General features: G+C 68.2%; 15 protein-coding genes. 10 read left to right on the top strand and 5 right to left on the bottom strand.

Annotated elements, in window-relative coordinates:
- Position 1: 1 nt before the first annotated feature.
- Together AC07EJ_RS42715 and AC07EJ_RS42720 are read left to right on the top strand one after the other, a co-directional pair.
- On the top strand, positions 2-514 hold the full coding sequence (locus AC07EJ_RS42715; RefSeq protein WP_478886256.1) for a DinB family protein: 513 nt from the start codon (positions 2-4) through the stop codon (positions 512-514).
- Between the two features lie 18 nt (positions 515-532).
- Positions 533-829, top strand: coding sequence for a hypothetical protein (locus tag AC07EJ_RS42720; RefSeq protein WP_478886257.1), 297 nt, complete (start codon positions 533-535; stop codon positions 827-829).
- 581 nt (positions 830-1,410) lie between these two features.
- Here AC07EJ_RS42720 and AC07EJ_RS42725 read toward each other — a convergent pair.
- Both AC07EJ_RS42725 and AC07EJ_RS42730 read right to left on the bottom strand, forming a co-directional pair.
- Positions 1,411-2,403, bottom strand: coding sequence for a phosphotriesterase family protein (locus tag AC07EJ_RS42725; protein WP_478886258.1), 993 nt, complete (start codon positions 2,401-2,403; stop codon positions 1,411-1,413).
- 208 nt (positions 2,404-2,611) lie between these two features.
- Positions 2,612-4,216, bottom strand: a complete 1,605-nt coding sequence (locus AC07EJ_RS42730) for a PucR family transcriptional regulator (protein WP_478886259.1) — start codon at positions 4,214-4,216, stop codon at positions 2,612-2,614.
- Between the two features lie 322 nt (positions 4,217-4,538).
- Between AC07EJ_RS42730 and AC07EJ_RS42735 the strand changes: the two genes are divergently transcribed.
- The 5 genes from AC07EJ_RS42735 to AC07EJ_RS42755 all read left to right on the top strand — a co-directional run bounded on the left by AC07EJ_RS42735 (position 4,539) and on the right by AC07EJ_RS42755 (position 8,753).
- Positions 4,539-5,276 carry an ABC transporter substrate-binding protein gene (locus AC07EJ_RS42735; RefSeq protein ID WP_478886260.1) on the top strand — a complete coding sequence of 246 codons (738 nt, stop codon included), beginning with the start codon at positions 4,539-4,541 and terminating at the stop codon, positions 5,274-5,276.
- A 1-nt stretch (position 5,277) separates the two neighbouring features.
- A complete protein-coding gene (locus AC07EJ_RS42740) occupies positions 5,278-6,237 on the top strand; it encodes an amino acid ABC transporter permease (protein ID WP_478886261.1) in 960 nt (319 codons plus the stop codon).
- Positions 6,234-7,034, top strand: a complete 801-nt coding sequence (locus AC07EJ_RS42745; RefSeq protein ID WP_393585233.1) for an amino acid ABC transporter ATP-binding protein — start codon at positions 6,234-6,236, stop codon at positions 7,032-7,034. Before AC07EJ_RS42740 ends, AC07EJ_RS42745 begins: the two co-directional genes overlap by 4 nt.
- Before the next feature lie 4 nt (positions 7,035-7,038).
- Positions 7,039-8,229 carry an alpha-hydroxy acid oxidase gene (locus AC07EJ_RS42750; RefSeq protein ID WP_478886262.1) on the top strand — a complete coding sequence of 397 codons (1,191 nt, stop codon included), beginning with the start codon at positions 7,039-7,041 and terminating at the stop codon, positions 8,227-8,229.
- A gap of 104 nt (positions 8,230-8,333) precedes the next feature.
- Positions 8,334-8,753: a RidA family protein gene (locus tag AC07EJ_RS42755; protein ID WP_389486601.1), complete on the top strand. Its 420-nt coding sequence runs from the start codon at positions 8,334-8,336 to the stop codon at positions 8,751-8,753.
- 26 nt (positions 8,754-8,779) lie between these two features.
- Here the strand turns inward: AC07EJ_RS42755 and AC07EJ_RS42760 are convergent, their stop codons facing one another.
- Both AC07EJ_RS42760 and AC07EJ_RS42765 read right to left on the bottom strand, forming a co-directional pair.
- A complete protein-coding gene (locus AC07EJ_RS42760) occupies positions 8,780-10,588 on the bottom strand; it encodes an aminotransferase class I/II-fold pyridoxal phosphate-dependent enzyme (protein WP_478886263.1) in 1,809 nt (602 codons plus the stop codon).
- A gap of 143 nt (positions 10,589-10,731) precedes the next feature.
- On the bottom strand, positions 10,732-12,003 hold the full coding sequence (locus AC07EJ_RS42765) for a 4-hydroxybenzoate 3-monooxygenase (protein WP_478886268.1): 1,272 nt from the start codon (positions 12,001-12,003) through the stop codon (positions 10,732-10,734).
- Between the two features lie 153 nt (positions 12,004-12,156).
- Between AC07EJ_RS42765 and AC07EJ_RS42770 the strand changes: the two genes are divergently transcribed.
- Together AC07EJ_RS42770 and AC07EJ_RS42775 are read left to right on the top strand one after the other, a co-directional pair.
- A complete protein-coding gene (locus AC07EJ_RS42770; RefSeq protein WP_478886264.1) occupies positions 12,157-12,987 on the top strand; it encodes an HAD-IIA family hydrolase in 831 nt (276 codons plus the stop codon).
- Positions 12,988-13,275: 288 nt separating this feature from the next.
- Positions 13,276-14,517, top strand: a complete 1,242-nt coding sequence (locus AC07EJ_RS42775) for an MFS transporter (protein ID WP_478886265.1) — start codon at positions 13,276-13,278, stop codon at positions 14,515-14,517.
- Positions 14,518-14,655: 138 nt separating this feature from the next.
- On the opposite strand, the gene AC07EJ_RS42780 is transcribed toward AC07EJ_RS42775, so the two are convergent.
- On the bottom strand, positions 14,656-15,342 hold the full coding sequence (locus AC07EJ_RS42780) for a TetR/AcrR family transcriptional regulator (RefSeq protein ID WP_478886266.1): 687 nt from the start codon (positions 15,340-15,342) through the stop codon (positions 14,656-14,658).
- A 121-nt stretch (positions 15,343-15,463) separates the two neighbouring features.
- On the opposite strand from AC07EJ_RS42780, the gene AC07EJ_RS42785 reads away from it, so the two are divergent.
- Positions 15,464-17,050, top strand: coding sequence for an acyl-CoA mutase large subunit family protein (locus AC07EJ_RS42785; RefSeq protein ID WP_389486612.1), 1,587 nt, complete (start codon positions 15,464-15,466; stop codon positions 17,048-17,050).
- The last annotated feature ends 182 nt before the right edge of the window (positions 17,051-17,232 follow it).

A 17,232-nucleotide genomic window follows, 5' to 3' on the forward strand; every position in this document is an offset into this window, starting at 1 on the left:
GATGAGCGCCATCGAACGCCCTATGCCGCCCCTGAACGCCGACGAGCGCACCACGCTCGAATGCTGGCTTGACTTTCACCGCACCACACTCGCCATGAAGTGCGAGGGCTTGGACACTGAGCAGGCCGCCGTCGCGTCCGTGCCACCGTCCGGCTTCACGTTGACCGGCCTGGTCCAGCACATGGCGGAGGTGGAGCGGAACTGGTTCCGTCGCGTGTTCGCCGGAGAACAGGCCCCGCCCATCTACGCCCCGCAGGCCGACCCGGATGCCCCCGACGGCGGCTTCGAACTGGCCGAGGGCACCACCCTGCGCGACGCACTCGCCACCTGGCACTCGGAGATCGCCCGCGCCCGCGAGCACTGCGCCGACCGTGCTCTGACCGATACGGGCCGCTTCATGGAGCAGGACGTCAACCTCCGCTGGATCTACGTCCACATGATCGAGGAGTACGCCCGCCACAACGGCCACGCGGACCTGCTCCGGGAACGCATCGACGGCACCACCGGCGTATAGCGCCCGATTTAAGCAGCGTTGACCCTGTCGACGACGGCGCGTAGGCGTCAGTCGTCCGACGACACCGCCCGGCGCGCGGTCAACCGGGCCCAGACCGACGTCTCCCGGCAGCAGGCCGACGTCTTCCGCCGGGAGACGTCGGTCGGGGCGGACCGTTCGGCCATCGACACCACCGTGTACGACGCCGTCCGCACCGCGGTCATCCATCTGATCCGCTCCCGAGAGGTCCGCCCCGACTCCTCCGCCGGACCGGTCCACTTCGTGCTGTACGACATTCCGTCCGTCGGCGGGATGCCCCCCGGCTCCACCGGGTGAGACCAGGTAACAGTCTGCCGCCTCAATTCCCCACGCCCACACCTGGTTCGTCAGGCTGCAACGGCACCGGGACGCCGGGTGCCGGCGGGTTCAACGGCGGCGCCCCAGGTGGGAGTTTTCCGCTCATCGGATTTTATTTTGAAGGTCCGGGTGGGGGCGGGGCCTCCAGCATCAGCACAGGCGGTTCCTTGCTGATGGTCGCCGGGGGCGGCGGTGCCTCCGGCGGCACCGGAGCGGGCTCTAGCGACGCCCCCCCCTGCCGGGAGCAGCTACCCTCCCATCACCCTGAGGGTCGACGTCTCCTGCCGGGCCCACGCCCGGGTGACGAACACCGCCATCGGTGGCGGTGACACCACTACCCGCACCGCCACCGACCTCACCAAGATCAAGCGCCACAAGCACGACGAGCGCTGTGAGCGCCACGACCACGGGTAGTCCAACTGACCTGTGCCGAGTGCCAACGGCGGGGACGTCCATGAGGACGGCCCTGCCGTTGAGCTCGTGCTGCTGACCAGTAGCGGGAGCTTCGCGAGCGCCGAAGCCAGCAGTGGTTCTTCAGCGGAAGGAACACTCAGCCCCTACTACCCCTTCGCGTCGGCCTCGAAGTAGCGGCGGGGTACGTCGACGAGCATGGTGTCGATCTGCTCCTCGGTGACCCCGCGCCGCGCGAGGTAGGGCAGCACCTCGTCCTGGATGTGCAGGTAATTCCACTGGGGCAGCAGCGGCATGACGGCGGGGTCGATCCAGTCGATGTAGCAGGAGGCGTCCTGCGAGAGCACCATCCGTTCGGCGTACCCCCGTCGGCACATCTCCACCACCGTCTCGCCCCGGGCCTCGAAGGTGGTCTCGAGATTGATCCCGAACCGGTCCATCCCGAGCACGAACCCGGCTTCGGCCAGTTCGCTCAGGTGGTCCACGTCGGTCGTGTCACCGCTGTGCCCAAGCACGATGCGGCTCGGGTCCACACCCTCCTCGTCGCACAGCACACGCTTGACCTCCAGCCCCGTGCGCGTTCCTGGATGGGTGTGCACGGTGATCGGGGTGCCGGTGCGCAGATGCGCCTTGGCCACCGCACGCATCACCCGCTCCACACCCGGTGTGAGACCCGGCCGGTCGATGGCGCACTTGAGCAGGCCGGCCTTGACGCCGGTGCCGGCGATGCCGTCCTCGATGTCGCCGACGAACATGTCCACCATCGGGTCGGGCACGTCCATTCCCGCGGCTTCGTTCAACGCCGGACCGCGGTGATGGAAGAAGAACGGCACGTCTTCGTACGTGTAACAGCCCGTCGCAACAACGATGTTGAGGTCGGGCAGCTGCTCGGCGACGCGCTGGATCCGTGGAATGTAGCGGCCCAGGCCGATCACCGTGGGGTCGACGACGGTGCGGACGCCCTGGGCGCTGAGCGCGCCGAGCTTGTCCACCGCGTCGGCGACCCGGGTGTCCTCGTCGCCCCACTCCCCGGGGTAGTTCTGCTGCACGTCCGGGCTCAGCACGAATATGTGCTCGTGCATGTAGGTGCGCTCCAACGCGGCCGAATCCACCGGCCCCCGCACGGTCTCCACCATGGCCATCAGCGCAGCTCCTTCTTGAGGATCATCCCGGTGGGCCCCATCCGTTCCCATCAGCTCCTGGGGCCGTAACAGTGGCCCTAGACATACCGTCCGGTCGGTAGGGGGTCAAGGGATTGCGCACGGGCGCGGAAGGGCGGCCCGGCAGCGACCGTACGCTCCTGGCCCTGGCCGCCGCCGGTCACGGCGGCCAACGCCCGCCCCGTGGCCGTCAGTTCACCTGCTTCGCCCCTACGGTCGAGCGCGAACGGTAGCGACAGTGGAGGACAAGCCAGGTGAACGTGTCGAGGTCGGCCAGGTCGAGGCCGAACGTCGCCTGGATCCTTTCCACCCGGTATCGGGCGGTGTTGGGGTGGACGCCCAGTGCCGCGGCAGTCGCTGCGATGTTGCGGTTGTTGTCCACGTAGACGTGGAGCGTTCGGAAGTAGTCCGTTCCCGACTGCTTGTCCAGCTCTTCCATCTGACGTAGGACTACTGGCTGTTGGGGGTCCGCACTGCGTTTGAGGCCGGCCATTTCCGCGAGGTCGACGTGATGGTGATGGTGTGCCAGATGGACGACGTACGCACCGGGTCGGGGCGTGACCACCTGTGCCCGCAACAGCCCGGCCAGTGTCTGCATCTGCTTGAACTCGGCGTGGATATCGCCCACGTCGCCGAGTCGGGATCCGGCGATGACCGTCATGGATGCCACATTCGGGTGCGTGCCTTGGAGGAAGTCTTCGAGGCTTCGCTCCGTCTGGACCCAGTCGTGCTCGACGCTGCCGCTGAAGAGCATGACGAGCCGGGCGTCGACTTCGGCGAGGAGCGCACTTGGATGAATGATGTGGAGCCACGCCGAAAGACGCCGGACGAGCCGGTCCGAGGGCGCACTCGCAGAGTCGTGAGACGTGGGTGCCAGCATGGCCAGGACGAACCAGCGCCGTTGTGAGACGTCGAACGGAAGCGCGGCCGCGAGGGACTCGTTGGGCGCCCGGACCAGGGCGGCGAGCAGATTCGCCTGCCTCGTGCGCCGCAGGTCCTGCTCGGCGCGCGCGTGGTGGAGATGCAGCGCGGCCGTGTCCAGCAGTCCCGGCAGGATGGCGGTTGCCTTGGCCCGAGCGTCCTTGGTGTCGGCGATGACCCAGATCGTGCCCAGGATTTCCCCATCGCTGCGCACGGCAGCTGCCACTCGCCCGAACACACCGGCCCCGCCCGGCACGTACAGGCACCCGGCGCGTGCGTAGACCGTCCGGTAGTCGGGATCGGCCGCCGGCGAGTCGATCTCACTCATCAGCAGGGTGGCGTCGCGGCGTTGCTGGTCGATGGGCTGCCCGGGCAGGTTGGAGAAGCCGAGGACGCGGCCGGTGGGGTCCACGATGCTGGTTGCACCGCCGGTCATGGAGGCAACGGCGTTCGCGAAGGTGAAGAGATCCCCCAGCCTTGCTCCGGCGATGGAATCCGTGGCCGAGAGCGCGGCTGCGCTCTTGAGGAGTGACGCCAGCTGCAGCCAGTCGCAGGAATCGCGCGCAAGCACCGTGGTGACGTCGTGCAGGCGACCCAGCGCACTGAACTCACCGGCGCCGATGCCCGCAGGCTTGGCGATGACCCCCGCCGCACGCGCCTTGCCTGCTCGCGCGACGAGTTCGCCGAAGGACGGATCGCCCTTGCGGTATCCCACGGCGAGGAGCACGGCCTGCGGCGGGATCCGCTCTTCAAGCTGACCCGGCTCACGCAACACAATCGATTGCACACGCTCATCCTGGGCGCGGTGCACCAGCCACGCGTCGTCACCGGCGCGCTCGATGAGTTCAGACAGCGCCGGTCCGCGTGGGTCCACCTTCGTGGACGAAGCACTTCTCATGGCACGGCACTCTATGACGCTGTTTGGAGCTGGGCACTACTGGACGGCGTGAAGCTTGGAATCAGTTCCATAGCTCCTGGGCGGGACGGCTCCTACTTTTGTGACCACAGCGACACCCGAGCCATAGGAACAACTCATGAACAGATCCTTGCGGCGACTGTTGGCGGGCCTGCTGGTCACGGCCACGGCGACGCTCACGGCATGTGGTGCCGGACCCGCCAAGAGTGGCGGCCCCGATGGATCGAAGTCGGCCGCACCAGGCATTCCTGCCTCGATACGTCAAAGCGGTGTCCTGCGTGTGGGCACGAACGTGCCGTTCGTGCCGATGGAGTATCTGAAGGCGGACAACACCACGTTCACCGGCATCGACATCGACCTGATGAGGGCCGTCGCACACAGGCTGGGGCTGAAGGTCCAGTTCACCAACGCCTCCTGGGACAGCCTGATTCCGTCGTTGAGCGCCGGTCGCCACGACGTACTGGCGTCCTCCTTCGGGGACTTCCTTCAACGGCAGAAGCAGGTCGACTTCGTCGACATGCTTGAGGGCGGCATCGCCGGCATCGTGCCGTCCGCGGACAAGGCGAAGTTCTCGGACGCGGCTGCGGTGTGCGGAAAGACCGTGGGAGTCGAGAACGGCTCGGCCACCGTCGAGGTGGCTCAGAGCCTCTCGGCCCGCTGCGCGAAGGCCGGCAAGGCGGCAGTCACCTCTCGCGTCTTCCCGTCCGACTCCAACGCCGTCGTCGCGCTGCAGAGCGGGCGCATCGACATGGTGCTCGACGACCGTGTGGTGGCCGAACACCTCACAGCCACTCAGGCAGGCCGTTACACCATGGTGCTCGACAAGGCCGCGCCCTCCTTCCTGTACGGGTTCGTGATCAGCAAGAACAACCGTTCCCTGTCCGAGGCCGTCATGAAGGCGCTCAACTCGCTCATCGCCGACGGCACGCACGCCAAGATCTGCGCCCGTTACGGCATCACCGGCAGCTCCCTGCTCACGGAGGCGACGCTCAATGCGGGAACACGGAAGGAGGGCTGACATGGCCATCTCCACACCGGCCCGGACCGGCACACAGGCGTCGGACATCAAGGACGGGGACGGCGTGCTGCGGGTGATCCGGCGCCGTCATCCGTGGCGGTGGGTGTCGGCGATCGTGGTGCTCGGCCTCTGCACAGGGCTCGTCTACGCGCTGGCCGACACGCCGAACATCCGGTGGAACGAGGTCGGCCACTACCTCACCGAAGACTCGATCTTGACCGGCATCCGCCTCACGGTCGTCCTCACTGTGGCGGCGCAGGGGATCGGCGTCATCGGCGGCATCATCCTGGCCGTGATGCGAGGTTCGGACAACCCCGTACTCCGCGTGGCCGGCGCCGCCTACCTTTGGATCTTCCGGGGCACACCTGCGCTGATCCAGATCATTCTCTGGTACAACCTCGCCCTGGTCTTCCCCACCGTCTCCCTGCACATCCCTTTCACCTCACTGGGGTTCAGCAGCCCGACCAACTCCCTCATCACCCCGGTCACCGCCGCGATCGTCGCGCTCGGCCTCAACGAAGCCGCCTACATGGCAGAAATCGTGCGCGGCGGCCTGATCTCCGTCGAGCAAGGACAACACGACGCGGCCGGCGCGATCGGCATGTCCCGGGCCAAGGCGATGCGGTACGTGATCCTGCCCCAGGCGCTTCGCACCATCATCCCGCCCACGGGGAACGAACTGATCAACATGCTCAAGAGCACTTCGCTGGTCAGCGTCATCGCCGCGCAGGAACTGCTCACCGCATCGCAGCACATCTACGCGGTCAACTTCCTCACCATCGAGCTGCTGATCGTGGCCAGCCTGTGGTACCTGGCGATGTCGACCCTCGCGTCGATCGGCCAGGGCTGCCTCGAACGTCGGCTCCAGGTGGTGCTGCGCGTGCGCCCCAAGAGCTGGACGAGTCGACTCCTTGCCCACACCGGCCAGCTCACCCGAACCATCGGAAGGCGCGCCTCATGACCGCCATGCTCTCCGTCCAGCATGTGAAGAAGGCCTACGGCGGCGCCAGTGTGCTGCGTGATGTGACGCTCGACGTCGACCAGGGGCAGGTGGTGTGTGTCCTCGGCTCCTCAGGGGCCGGGAAGTCCACCCTCATGCGGTGCGTGGCCCACCTCGAACCGGTGGACGCGGGCACCATCAGCGTAGATGGCCAACTCGTCGGCTACGAACGGCGCGGCAACCACCTGCACGAGATCCGTGAAGCCGAGCTGTGCCGCCAGCGCCGCGGGATCGGCATGGTCTTCCAGCACTTCAACCTGTTCGGCCACCTCACGGCCCTGGACAACATCACGCTCGGCCCGCGCAAGGTGCTCGGGCTCGGACGCGAGGAAGCCGAGGCCGAAGCGCGGGATCTCCTGGCTCAGGTGGGTCTCGGCGACCATGCCGCGACCTATCCCCGCCAGCTGTCCGGCGGCCAGCAACAACGCGTGGCCATCGCCCGCGCACTCGCGATGCACCCCCGGCTGATGCTGTTCGACGAACCCACCTCAGCACTCGATCCCCAGCTGGTCGGCGAAGTCCTGCGGGTGATCCGCGCACTCGCGCACACCGGCATCACGATGGTCATCGTCACCCACGAAGTGCATTTCGCGCTGGAGGTCGCCGACCGCATCGTGCTGATGGCCGACGGCACCGTCGTCTATGACGCTCCCCCGGACCGGTTCAGGTCGACCACCGATGAACACGTCACCGCGTTCATGTCCCACGTAACGGACGTACCGGCGGCAGTACCCACCGCCGAAGCCCCCACGGAGTAACACGATGCCCAAGCCCATCAACGTCAGTGACTATCGCAAGGCCGCACGCAAGCGCCTGCCCCACATCGTCTACGACTTCCTCGAAGGCGGCGCGCTCGACGAACAGACACTCGCGAGCAACACCGCCGACCTGTCCGGGTTCCCCCTGCAACAGCGCATCATGCGCGACGTCTCCAGCGTCGATCTGAGCACCGATGTCCTCGGCCACCGTCTGCGAACTCCCGTACTCATCGCGCCGATGGGCCTGCTCTCGCTGTTCCACCCGCAGGTCGACATCCAGCTGGCGCGGGCCGCTCACGCCGCCGGCACTGTCTTCGTGCACAGCGCATGGTCCGGCACTCCACTCAAAGACGTGGCCGCGGCCGCGCCCGGCTCGGTGTGGTGCCAGGCCGCCCTGTGGGCCGACCCACGCCTCGTCGACCAGCACCTGGGACGTGCCGCTGATGCCGGAGTCGACGTCCTGGTGATCGCCGGCGACGTATCGGTGTCCAGCAAGCGCGAACGCGACCTCCACAACGGCTTCACGATGCGCGCCCGTCCGTCGGTCCGAGGAGTGCTCAACGCCGCCCGGAAACCCCGCTGGGTCAGCAACTTCCTCTTCGGGCCGAAGATCAGTTTCGGTGACCAGTCCATCGAAGGCCGCCCGATGACCATCCAGGAGATGGGCGAGTTCATGGAGGCCGACAACGACCGCGTCACGTGGGACGACATTCGCAGTATCCGCGAACGCTGGCCCGGCAAGCTCGTCGTCAAGGGCATCATGAGCCCGGCCGATGCCCAACTCGCCATCGACGCAGGCGTCGACGGCATCTACGTCTCCAATCACGGGGGGCGCCAGTTCGACGCCCAGCCGTCCACGTTCTCGGCTCTTCCGGCGATCGCAGAGTCGGTCGGCGATCAGGCCGACATACTCATCGACAGTGGGATCCGGCGCGGCAGCGACATCGTCAAGATGCGCGCCCTCGGCGCCACGGCCTGCCTGATCGGCCGCCCTGCCGTGTACGGCGCGGTCCAGTCCGGCCAACACGGCGCCGCCGCAATCCTCGACATCCTCACGGACGAACTGGCCACCGCGCTCGCCTTCACCGGCGCGACCAGCCTCGCCGACGTCGGCCCCGGCACACTCGCCGGCAATGGCACGCTCACCACACCACGGCCGGCCGGCTCACCGCGGCTCACGGGAGCACGACGATGAGCGCTCGGCCGACACCGCGCCCCATCTCGCGCCGGTCACCCCGCAGTCAACCCCCTGGTTGATGGGCCCATGCCCCCACCAGGATGCCCCAATAAAGGATCACCATGACGAGCAGCGCCATCACGCGCATCCCGACGCCATCGGGCGAGCCCAGCACCGCACTCTCGGCCGACGCCGTGTCCTACGCGGGGATCGTCTACACCACGCAGATCCCCGACCGCGCCGACGGCACCTTGGAACTCGGCGACATCAGACGCCAGACCGAGCAGGTCTTCCTCAACCTGTCGGAAACGCTTGAGGCCGCGGACAGTTCACTGGCTCGGCTGCTCCATCTGACCATCTACCTCACGGACATGGCGGACCGCGAGGTGTTCAACGAGGTCTACGCTGCCCGGATCCCTCAGCCGGTGCCGGTCCGGTGCTGTGTGGCCGTTGCGGCCCTCGCCGCGGAGGGCATGCGCATCGAAATCACCGCACACGCGGCTGTCGCGTCGTCGGCCGACGGCACGTCGCACCTCCGCTGATCACGTGGCCGGATCAGCGGCCGTGATCACCGAGCGGTCCCCGCGGCCCGAACGCCCGCGGGCATCGCAGCGAGCGAGGCCGGCCTCGGCCGCAGCACGTTCAGGGCGGCCTCGCACGCGGCCACAATGCGCGCGTTCTCGGCGGTGTCCTTGACCGCGATGCGCACGGTGCGGCCTTGGTACTGGGACGACAACGGGGACAGGTCACGCAGGTATACATCCCGGCGCCGGCACTCGGTCACCAGTTGTGCGGCACTCGGGCCGCCGGACGGCAGGGTCACGGTGAGGAAGTTGGCCACGGCTTCCTCCACGACCAGGGTCTCGTCAAGTCCGGCCAGATCACTGGCCAGTTGCCTGCGCAGCGCGCGGGTGCGAAGCCAGCGGTCGCTGTAGTACGCCGGGTCGCGCAGGGCTGCCACCGCGGCCAGCTGCGCCGGGAGACTGACCGGCCACGGCGGTGTCCATCGGCGTAGCTGCGCCGCGGTGACCGGCTCGGCCACCAGGTACGCGGCCCGCATGCCGGACAGCGCGTACATCTTGGACAGCGAGCTGCAGACCACTACCCGCGGGTCCGTCGCGGCGAGGCCGGCGAGCGACTCGGTCAGGTCGACATGGCCCAGGTATGCCTCGTCGATCCACCAGCGCGTTCGGGCCGGTGCGGTGGCGATCAGCGAGCGCAGCTCCGCGGCCGGCGCGTGGCGGCCGGTCGGGTTGTTCGGATTGACCACCACCACGAGGTCGTAGTGACCGGCCCTGACGACAGCGGACAGCCGGGCGGAGTCGATCCGCCAGCCGTCTTCGCGGCGCAACCGGAACCGGTCCACCCGGCATCCGATCACCCTCTCGGTGACGTGGGCGTACTCTCCGTAGCCCGGATCCATCAGCAACACCCTGCTCTGCGGGGTGAGCCACCGGCCGAACGCCCTGAAGATCAAGTCGGATGAACCGGCCCCGACCGCGAGAGTCTCCGTCGGCAGCCCCCGGACCGTGGCGATTTCGGCCAGCAGTCCCTCCGCGCCGGTCGGCGGCGAGGTCCGGGCGGCCCAGCCCGGATCTTCCGCGAGCGCCGCCCGCACGCCGGGTGCGGGCGGAAACCAGGCGTCCAACACGTCGGCCGCCACTATCTGATGGCGCCGGTGCAGGCTGCGAAAGTCAGTGCCGATAGCGGTGAACGAGGCGCCGCCGTGTTCGCAGCCGTCCGGCCGTGGCGCGAACGGCATGTCGAGCCGCCAGTCCACTTCGGAGCCAAGACGCTTCAACGTGGTGCGGTAGCGGTCCATCGTGACCTTCGTCAGGTCGGCCACGCTCGCGGTGAGCACCTCGAACGTCAACGCACCACTGTGGACGGTACGGCCGACCGGGCGCAGTCCGGCGGACAGGTACATGTTGAGCAGGTCGGTGCGCCCCATGGCCACCACCTGCCGGCCACCCCGGGTGGCGATCCAGCGCAGTGCCGCGTACATCAGGAGGAATGCCGCTGCCGTGGTCCGCCAGCGCGGCTCCACCGTGAGGATGCGAACCTCGAACACATCGCTCTCGAACACATCACTCTCGGACACATCACTGCGGCCCAGGAGCGGCAGCTCGTCGCGGCTGAGGTACTTGTCCAGCGCATACCGCTCCAGCCAGGGCGGCGTCACACTGACGAAGCCGATTCGGACGGCTCCTCGCGCCGCGACCAGGTAGACGTTCTCGCCGTCCAGCCCGTCACGAAGCTGACCGGCCGGATCCGGCGCGTGCTGGCCCAGCTCCTGTGCGTACACCCGATGACGCAGTCCGTAGATCCACTGCAGATCCTCCGGAGTTGCGACACGCAGTTGCAGATCACGGCCCATGGGTACCTCTCTCGATGCGGCTTGAGGGAATCCATGGTGGGGAACACGGACCAGCCGCATCAGAGATGATTGACGCGATCACCTGAGTACGCGTACTCAGGTGCAGCCGTCTTCCCGTGTGCCTCGCATGCCTCGTGTGCCCGTCAGTAGCGCTCGGCCGTGCCGAGGTACTGCTCGGCGAAGGCGGCCGCCGCGAGTGGCGAGGTGAACAGGCGGCGCAGCCGGGCAAGCGTGGTACCCGTTCGGTACGGCTCCCCCGCAGCCTGCCCGTGATAGACCTCGGACAGCCACTGCGAGAACTCCTGGTAGTCCCACACGCGACGCAGGCACGCCTCGGAGTAACCCTCCAGCCCGCCGTCGCCATCGGGCCTGTCACTGCCGGCCCTGCCAGTACCGACCCTGTCACTGCCGGCGTCGCGCATGAGGTGGGCGACCAGGGCGTCGCCGAGCAGGAAAGCGTCGTGCAGGGCGAGGTTCATGCCCTTCGCCGCGATCGGCGCCACAAGGTGGGCCGCGTCGCCGGCCAGGAACAGGCGCCCGGACGCCATCGGCTCGACGACATAGTCGTGCATGTCGAGCATCCGCTTCTCGATCAACCGCCCTTCCACCAACTCCGGGGCTCCCTTGGCAGCGAGCCGTCGGCGCAGCTCTGCCCACACGCGCTCGTGGGACCAGTTCGCCGGGTCGTCGCCGGGCGGGCACTGGAGGTAGTAGCGGGTCACTTCGGGGCTGCGAGGCATCTGTCCGGCGAATCCGTCCTCATGGATACCGAAGAGCACACAGTCGGAGGAAGGCGGCGCCTCGGCCAGCAGGGACAGCCAGCCTATTCCGTAGTCATGCCGCGCGACCCGGAACTGTTCAGAGGGCAAGGCGCGCCGCGTCACGCCACGCGCACCGTCGCACCCCGCGACGAACTCGCAATGCACCACTTGCCGTTGACCGGACTGCGGGCAGGTGTACGAAACCGATGGCCGGTCCGTGTCGACGTCGTGCACCTGCACGTCGCGAACGCCGAACCTGATGTCGCCGTCCCGCACGTCGGTGTATTCACGCACCAGATCCGTGACGAGCAAGTGCTGTGGATATACGAAGTGATGACGTCCCGTCAATTCACCGTAGGAAAAACGGTGTTGTCGGCCGTCGAACCGGAACTCACACGCGGTGTGCCGCTGGGCCTTCCGCAGCAGGTTCCCGGCGAGGCCCCGCTGCTCCAGGGCGCGGACCACCCACTCCTCGATGACCCCGGCACGCGGCCGCTGCTCGATGAACTCCCGGGTCTCGGTCTCGAGGACCACGCAGTCGACCCCGGCGCGTCTCAGGATGTTCCCCACGGTCAGCCCGGCGGGACCGGCGCCCACCACGACTACTGAAGCACGTTGTGGAGCAGGGGTATTGGGACGCTCAAGAGAGTTCACGCCGACATTATTCTGCACAGGCCGAAGCTCGGTCACACCGGAGGGCACACCAGAGGCGCCACCGGAGGTCGCACCCAAAGAGTCAGGCATTCACCCGGCGACTCGGCGTGCTTGCACCGCGGATTCGGCTCGGGCGGCGGCTACCGTCGCCCCATGGAGCGAGAGCGAACCGGCGCGATCCGCGCAGTCCTCATCGACATCGACGGCGTGCTCACGGTGTCCTGGGAACCTCTCCCCGGCGCCGTCGAGGCCATGGAGCGACTACGCGCAGCGGGGCTCCCCCTCGCGCTGGTCACCAACACGACCTCGCGTACACGCGCCTCGATCTGCGCACGCCTTGCGGGAGCCGGGTTCCCCGTCACAGTCGACGACATCCTCACCGCCCCGGCCGTCACTGCCGCATACCTTCGCGAGAACCACCCGGGCGCGCGCTGCCTGCTGCTCAACGCCGGTGACATCCAGGACGACCTGACAGGCGTGACGCTTGTTGATGAGCCGGACGAACACTCAAACGCGGAGTCGGACGTGGACGTCGTCGTGGTCGGGGGCGCCGGCGACAAGTTCGGCTACGCAGCCCTCAACCGCGTCTTCCACCACCTACAGCGCGGAGCGCACCTCGTGGCCATGCACCGGAACCTCTACTGGCGCACCGCCGACGGGCTCGAACTCGACACGGGCGCCTTCCTCCTCGGCCTCGAGCGGGCCGCGCGGGTCAGGGCGCGAATCACCGGCAAACCGTCCGAAGCCTTCTTCGCCGCCGCGCTCGCCCACCTGGACGCCGATCCTTCCATGACGCTCATGGTCGGAGACGACATCGAGTCCGATGTGCTCGCAGCCCAGCGCAGCGGCGTCACCGGCGCCCTCGTCAAGACCGGCAAATACCTTCCGGAGAACCACCGTTCGGCCGACGGCACACCCGACCATGTGCTCGACTCCTTCGCCGCGCTCCCCGACCTCCTCGAACGCCTGGCCCGGACTCCGTAGAGCCGCAGGGGGCCCTACTTGTTGCTCTTTTCCGAAGGCAGAGGAGCCGGCACGTCCGATCCGCACCGTGATGGACATCACCGGCCCCCGCGACAAGAATGTACGAGATTCACAACCACCAATCACCAACCACACACCGAGAATTCTGCCCGGTGATGGAGTCGGTGCGGGGGCGTGCCCCCTCTCCGCGCCACCACTGGAAGGTTCCAGGCGGCGACCACGGGTCGGTACATTCGGGCACCGACGACCCAGGTGTGCCGTCCCGCCGGGCAGCGAACAGGACTCGCCGTGCCATCGGCGAACTACCGTTCCCTCCTGCGGACCCCTGGCGCCGCAGCCTTCTTCCTGCCGGCATCGTTCGGACGGGTCGGCGTCGCCATGACGAGCCTCAGCATCGTCTGGCTCGTGCACGACCAGACCGGCGCGTTCGCCACGACAGGCCTGGTCACCGGCGCTTTCGCCGTGGCCGACGCGCTCGTGGCACCACAACTGGCCCGGCTCGTCGACCGGTTCGGGCAGACCAGGATCCTGCCGCCCTCACTGCTCGCCCACGCCGTTGCGGTGGCCGGCCTCGTGTCCCTGGTCGCCGCCGATGCCTCCGACACCCTCCTGGCCCTGGGCGGCGCACTGGTCGGGGCCAGCGTTCCCCAGCTCGGCGCGATGTCCGCGGCGCGCTGGGCGGCACTGCTCCGCACGGACCGAGCGGCGGAACTGCCCACCGCTTTCGCGCTGGAGTCGATCAGCAACGCCGTGGCCTACCTGGTGGGCCCGATGCTGGTCAGCGCACTCGCCGCCACCGGGCATCCCGTGGCCGGGACGGTGCTGACCGCCTCGTTGTCGGTGGTCGGCGGGCTGGTCCTCTCGGCGCAGCGTGGCAGCGCGCCCTCGCTGACGATCGGCGACGCCACACACACGCATGACGACCGGTCGTTGCTGCACAGCGCGGTCCTTCTGCTCATGGGCCTCAATCTCGCCATCGGGATCTTCTTCGGCGCCATGCAGGTATCCGTGACCGCCTTCGTGGTGGAACACGGCGCACCGGGCGCCGCGGCCCCGATCTTCGCCGTCTCCAGTTGCAGCGGTCTGCTGGCCGGATGGCTGTACGGACTGCGCCGGTGGCGGGCCTCGCCCGCGGTACAACTGCTGGCGTTCACCGGTGCGTTGACGCTCGGCACTTTGCTGTTGCTCACGGTCGGTTCACCGTTCGGCCTCGGATTGGTCGTGGCCCTGACCGGCGCCACGATTCCGCCCCTTCTCGTACTCTTTCCCGTCCTCACCGAGTCGACCGTCCACCAGGCCGTTCTGACCCAGGCGTTCTCCTGGCTCGGCTCCGCCGGCGCGGCGGGCTCGGCGGCCGCGGCGGCAGTCTCCGGCTGGGCGATCGACTCGCTCGGGGCCCGCGGTGGCTTCGCGGTCACCGTCACGGCCGCCGTCGCGATGACGCTCCAGAGCCTCGCCGGCCTTCGCCTGCTACGCACACCGAGGGGGCAGTGGACAGGTGCGGAGCCGACGACGGCCCACAAACGCTGACCGCCCTGAACGAACCGCACCTCGGGGCACCTCGACGAGGGGCCGTCCAGGAAGTGACCGGCTGCGCGCCGCGCGACACCAGGTCCCGGCGCCAGCCGTCGCTGTGCTCCCCGGGAAACCCCCAGGCCCCGCGAGCTCTCAGCGCCCCGCGTCACCCTCGACGAGACGCCTCAGCGAGGGGAGCAGCGCATCGAGATCCTGTCCGGTTCGGAAGGCCACAAGCGTGGTGCCGGCCTCACCTGAGTCCGCGGCACCGGAGGGCGCGGGGAAGAGCGCGAGCACTTCGCGCATCGCCTCGTCCATTTCGGCCACCGGGTCGGAGGTCTCGCCCCGGAGCCAGCGGCGCAGTACGTGGTTGTGGGCCGCGACCACGGACGCCGCCATGAGTTCGGCGCGCAGCGACGCCGACTCCGTGGGGTCGCCCATCCAGTCCGCGATGAATTCGCGGAACAGCCGCTGGTACCTGGCCACACTGGCGATCTCCCGGTCCCGCAGGACCGCCACCTGGCTGGTCAGCGTGTACCGCCGCCGCGCGAGGTCACCCTCGTCGATGTAGTGCAGCAGCACCAGGCGCACCGCGTCGGACACGGCGATCAGGCCGGTGCTGTGGCTGGAGGTCGCCAGCCTGTCCTTGATCAGCGCGAGCAGCCGGTCGTGGTCGGGGAAGATCACGTCTTCCTTCGACCGGTAGTGCCGGAAGAACGTCGTGCGTCCCACCCCGGCCCGCTCGGCGATCTCGTCGACGGTGGTCTGCTCGTATCCGCGCTCGTCGAAGAGCGCGAAGGCGGCGTCCGCGAGTCGGATCCGCGCGGCTGGCTTGCTCATGACCACTCATCCTCACTCATGACGGCCCATCCTTCCCTGTCTCGGTGCCCGGAAGCCACTTGCCGGAGTCGATGGTACTGAGTACCGTCAATATGACATCGAGTACCGAAGGAGGCCCGGCGTGGGTTCCGAGGCACAGAGTGAGTCCGGCCTGCCCATCCAGCCGCTCTACGACGGCTGGTCGCTGACGGATTTCGACGCGGACGCCAAGCTCGGCGCCCCGGGAAAGTTCCCGTACACGCGGGGCGTGTATCCGTCGATGTACACCGGCCGGCCGTGGACGATGCGGCAGTACGCCGGATTCGGCACGGCGAAGGAGTCCAACGAGCGCTACCACGAGCTGGTAGGCGCCGGCACGGGCGGCCTGAGCGTCGCCTTCGACCTGCCGACGCAGATGGGCTACGACTCGGACGAGTCGATCGCCCGCGGCGAGGTGGGCAAGGTCGGCGTGGCCATCGACTCCATCGAGGACATGCGCACGCTGTTCCAGGGCCTGCCGCTGGACAAGGTGTCCACGTCGATGACGATCAACGCCCCCGGCTCGACGCTGCTCCTGCTCTACCAGCTCGTCGCGGCCGAGCAGGGCATCTCCGGTGACCAGCTGACCGGCACCATCCAGAACGACGTGCTCAAGGAGTACATCGCCCGCGGCACGTACATCTTCCCGCCGAAGCAGTCCCTGCGGCTGATCAGCGACATCTTCGCGTACTGCCACAAGGAGCTGCCCCGCTGGAACACGATCTCCATCTCGGGCTACCACATGGCCGAGGCCGGGGCCACGCCCGCGCAGGAGATCGCCTTCACCCTCGCCAACGCGAAGGAGTACGTGCGCGCCGCGATCGCCGCCGGCCTGGACGTCGACGACTTCGCACCGCGTCTGTCGTTCTTCTTCGTCGCCCGGACCACGCTCCTCGAGGAGATCGCGAAGTTCCGCGCCGCCCGCCGCATCTGGGCCCGCATCATGCGTGACGAGTTCAAGGCAAAGAACCCGAAGTCGCACATGCTGCGCTTCCACACCCAGACCGCCGGGGTGCAGCTGACCGCGCAGCAGCCCGAGGTCAACCTCGTGCGGGTCGCCCTTCAGGGCCTCGGCGCGGTCCTCGGCGGAACGCAGTCCCTGCACACCAACTCCTACGACGAGGCCATCGCCCTTCCCACGCAGAAGGCGGCGCGGCTCGCCCTGCGCACACAGCAGGTCATCGCCTACGAGACCGATGTGACCAAGACCGTCGACCCGTTCGCCGGGTCCTACGTCATGGAGTCGATGACGGACGACGTCGAGGCGGCGGCGCTTGAACTGATCCAGGCCGTCGAGGACCGCGGCGGCGCGGTGGCGGCGATCGAGCAGGGCTTCCAGAAGTCCGAGATCGAGAAGTCGGCATACCGGATCGCGCTGGAGATCGACCACCAGGAACGCACCGTGGTCGGCGTCAACAAGTACGCCCTCGACGAGGAAGAGCCGTACGAGCCGCTGCGGGTCGACCCCCAGATCGAGATCGACCAGTGCGAACGCCTCGCGGCCCTGCGCGCGGAGCGCGACAACGACGCCGTCGAACAAGCCCTCGAAGCACTACGCGACGCGGCGCGCGGCACCGACAACGTCCTGCCCCCGATGCGCGAGGCACTGCGCCTGCGTGCCACGGTCGGCGAGGTCTCCCACGCGCTGCGCGACGTATGGGGCGTGCACGTACCGCACGACACGTTCTGATCCTTCCTCCTGTCCCCCTTCGATCCGTCCGATCATTCCGATCATTCCGATGACCAGTCAGCCCCGGTGGAGCAATCAGTGAACGAAATCGACATCCACACGACCGCGGGAAAGCTCGCGGACCTGCAGCGCCGGATCGACGAGGCCACGCACGCCGGCTCCGCGCGCGCGGTGGAGAAGCA

The organism is Streptomyces sp. NPDC045026 (genome assembly GCF_056432625.1).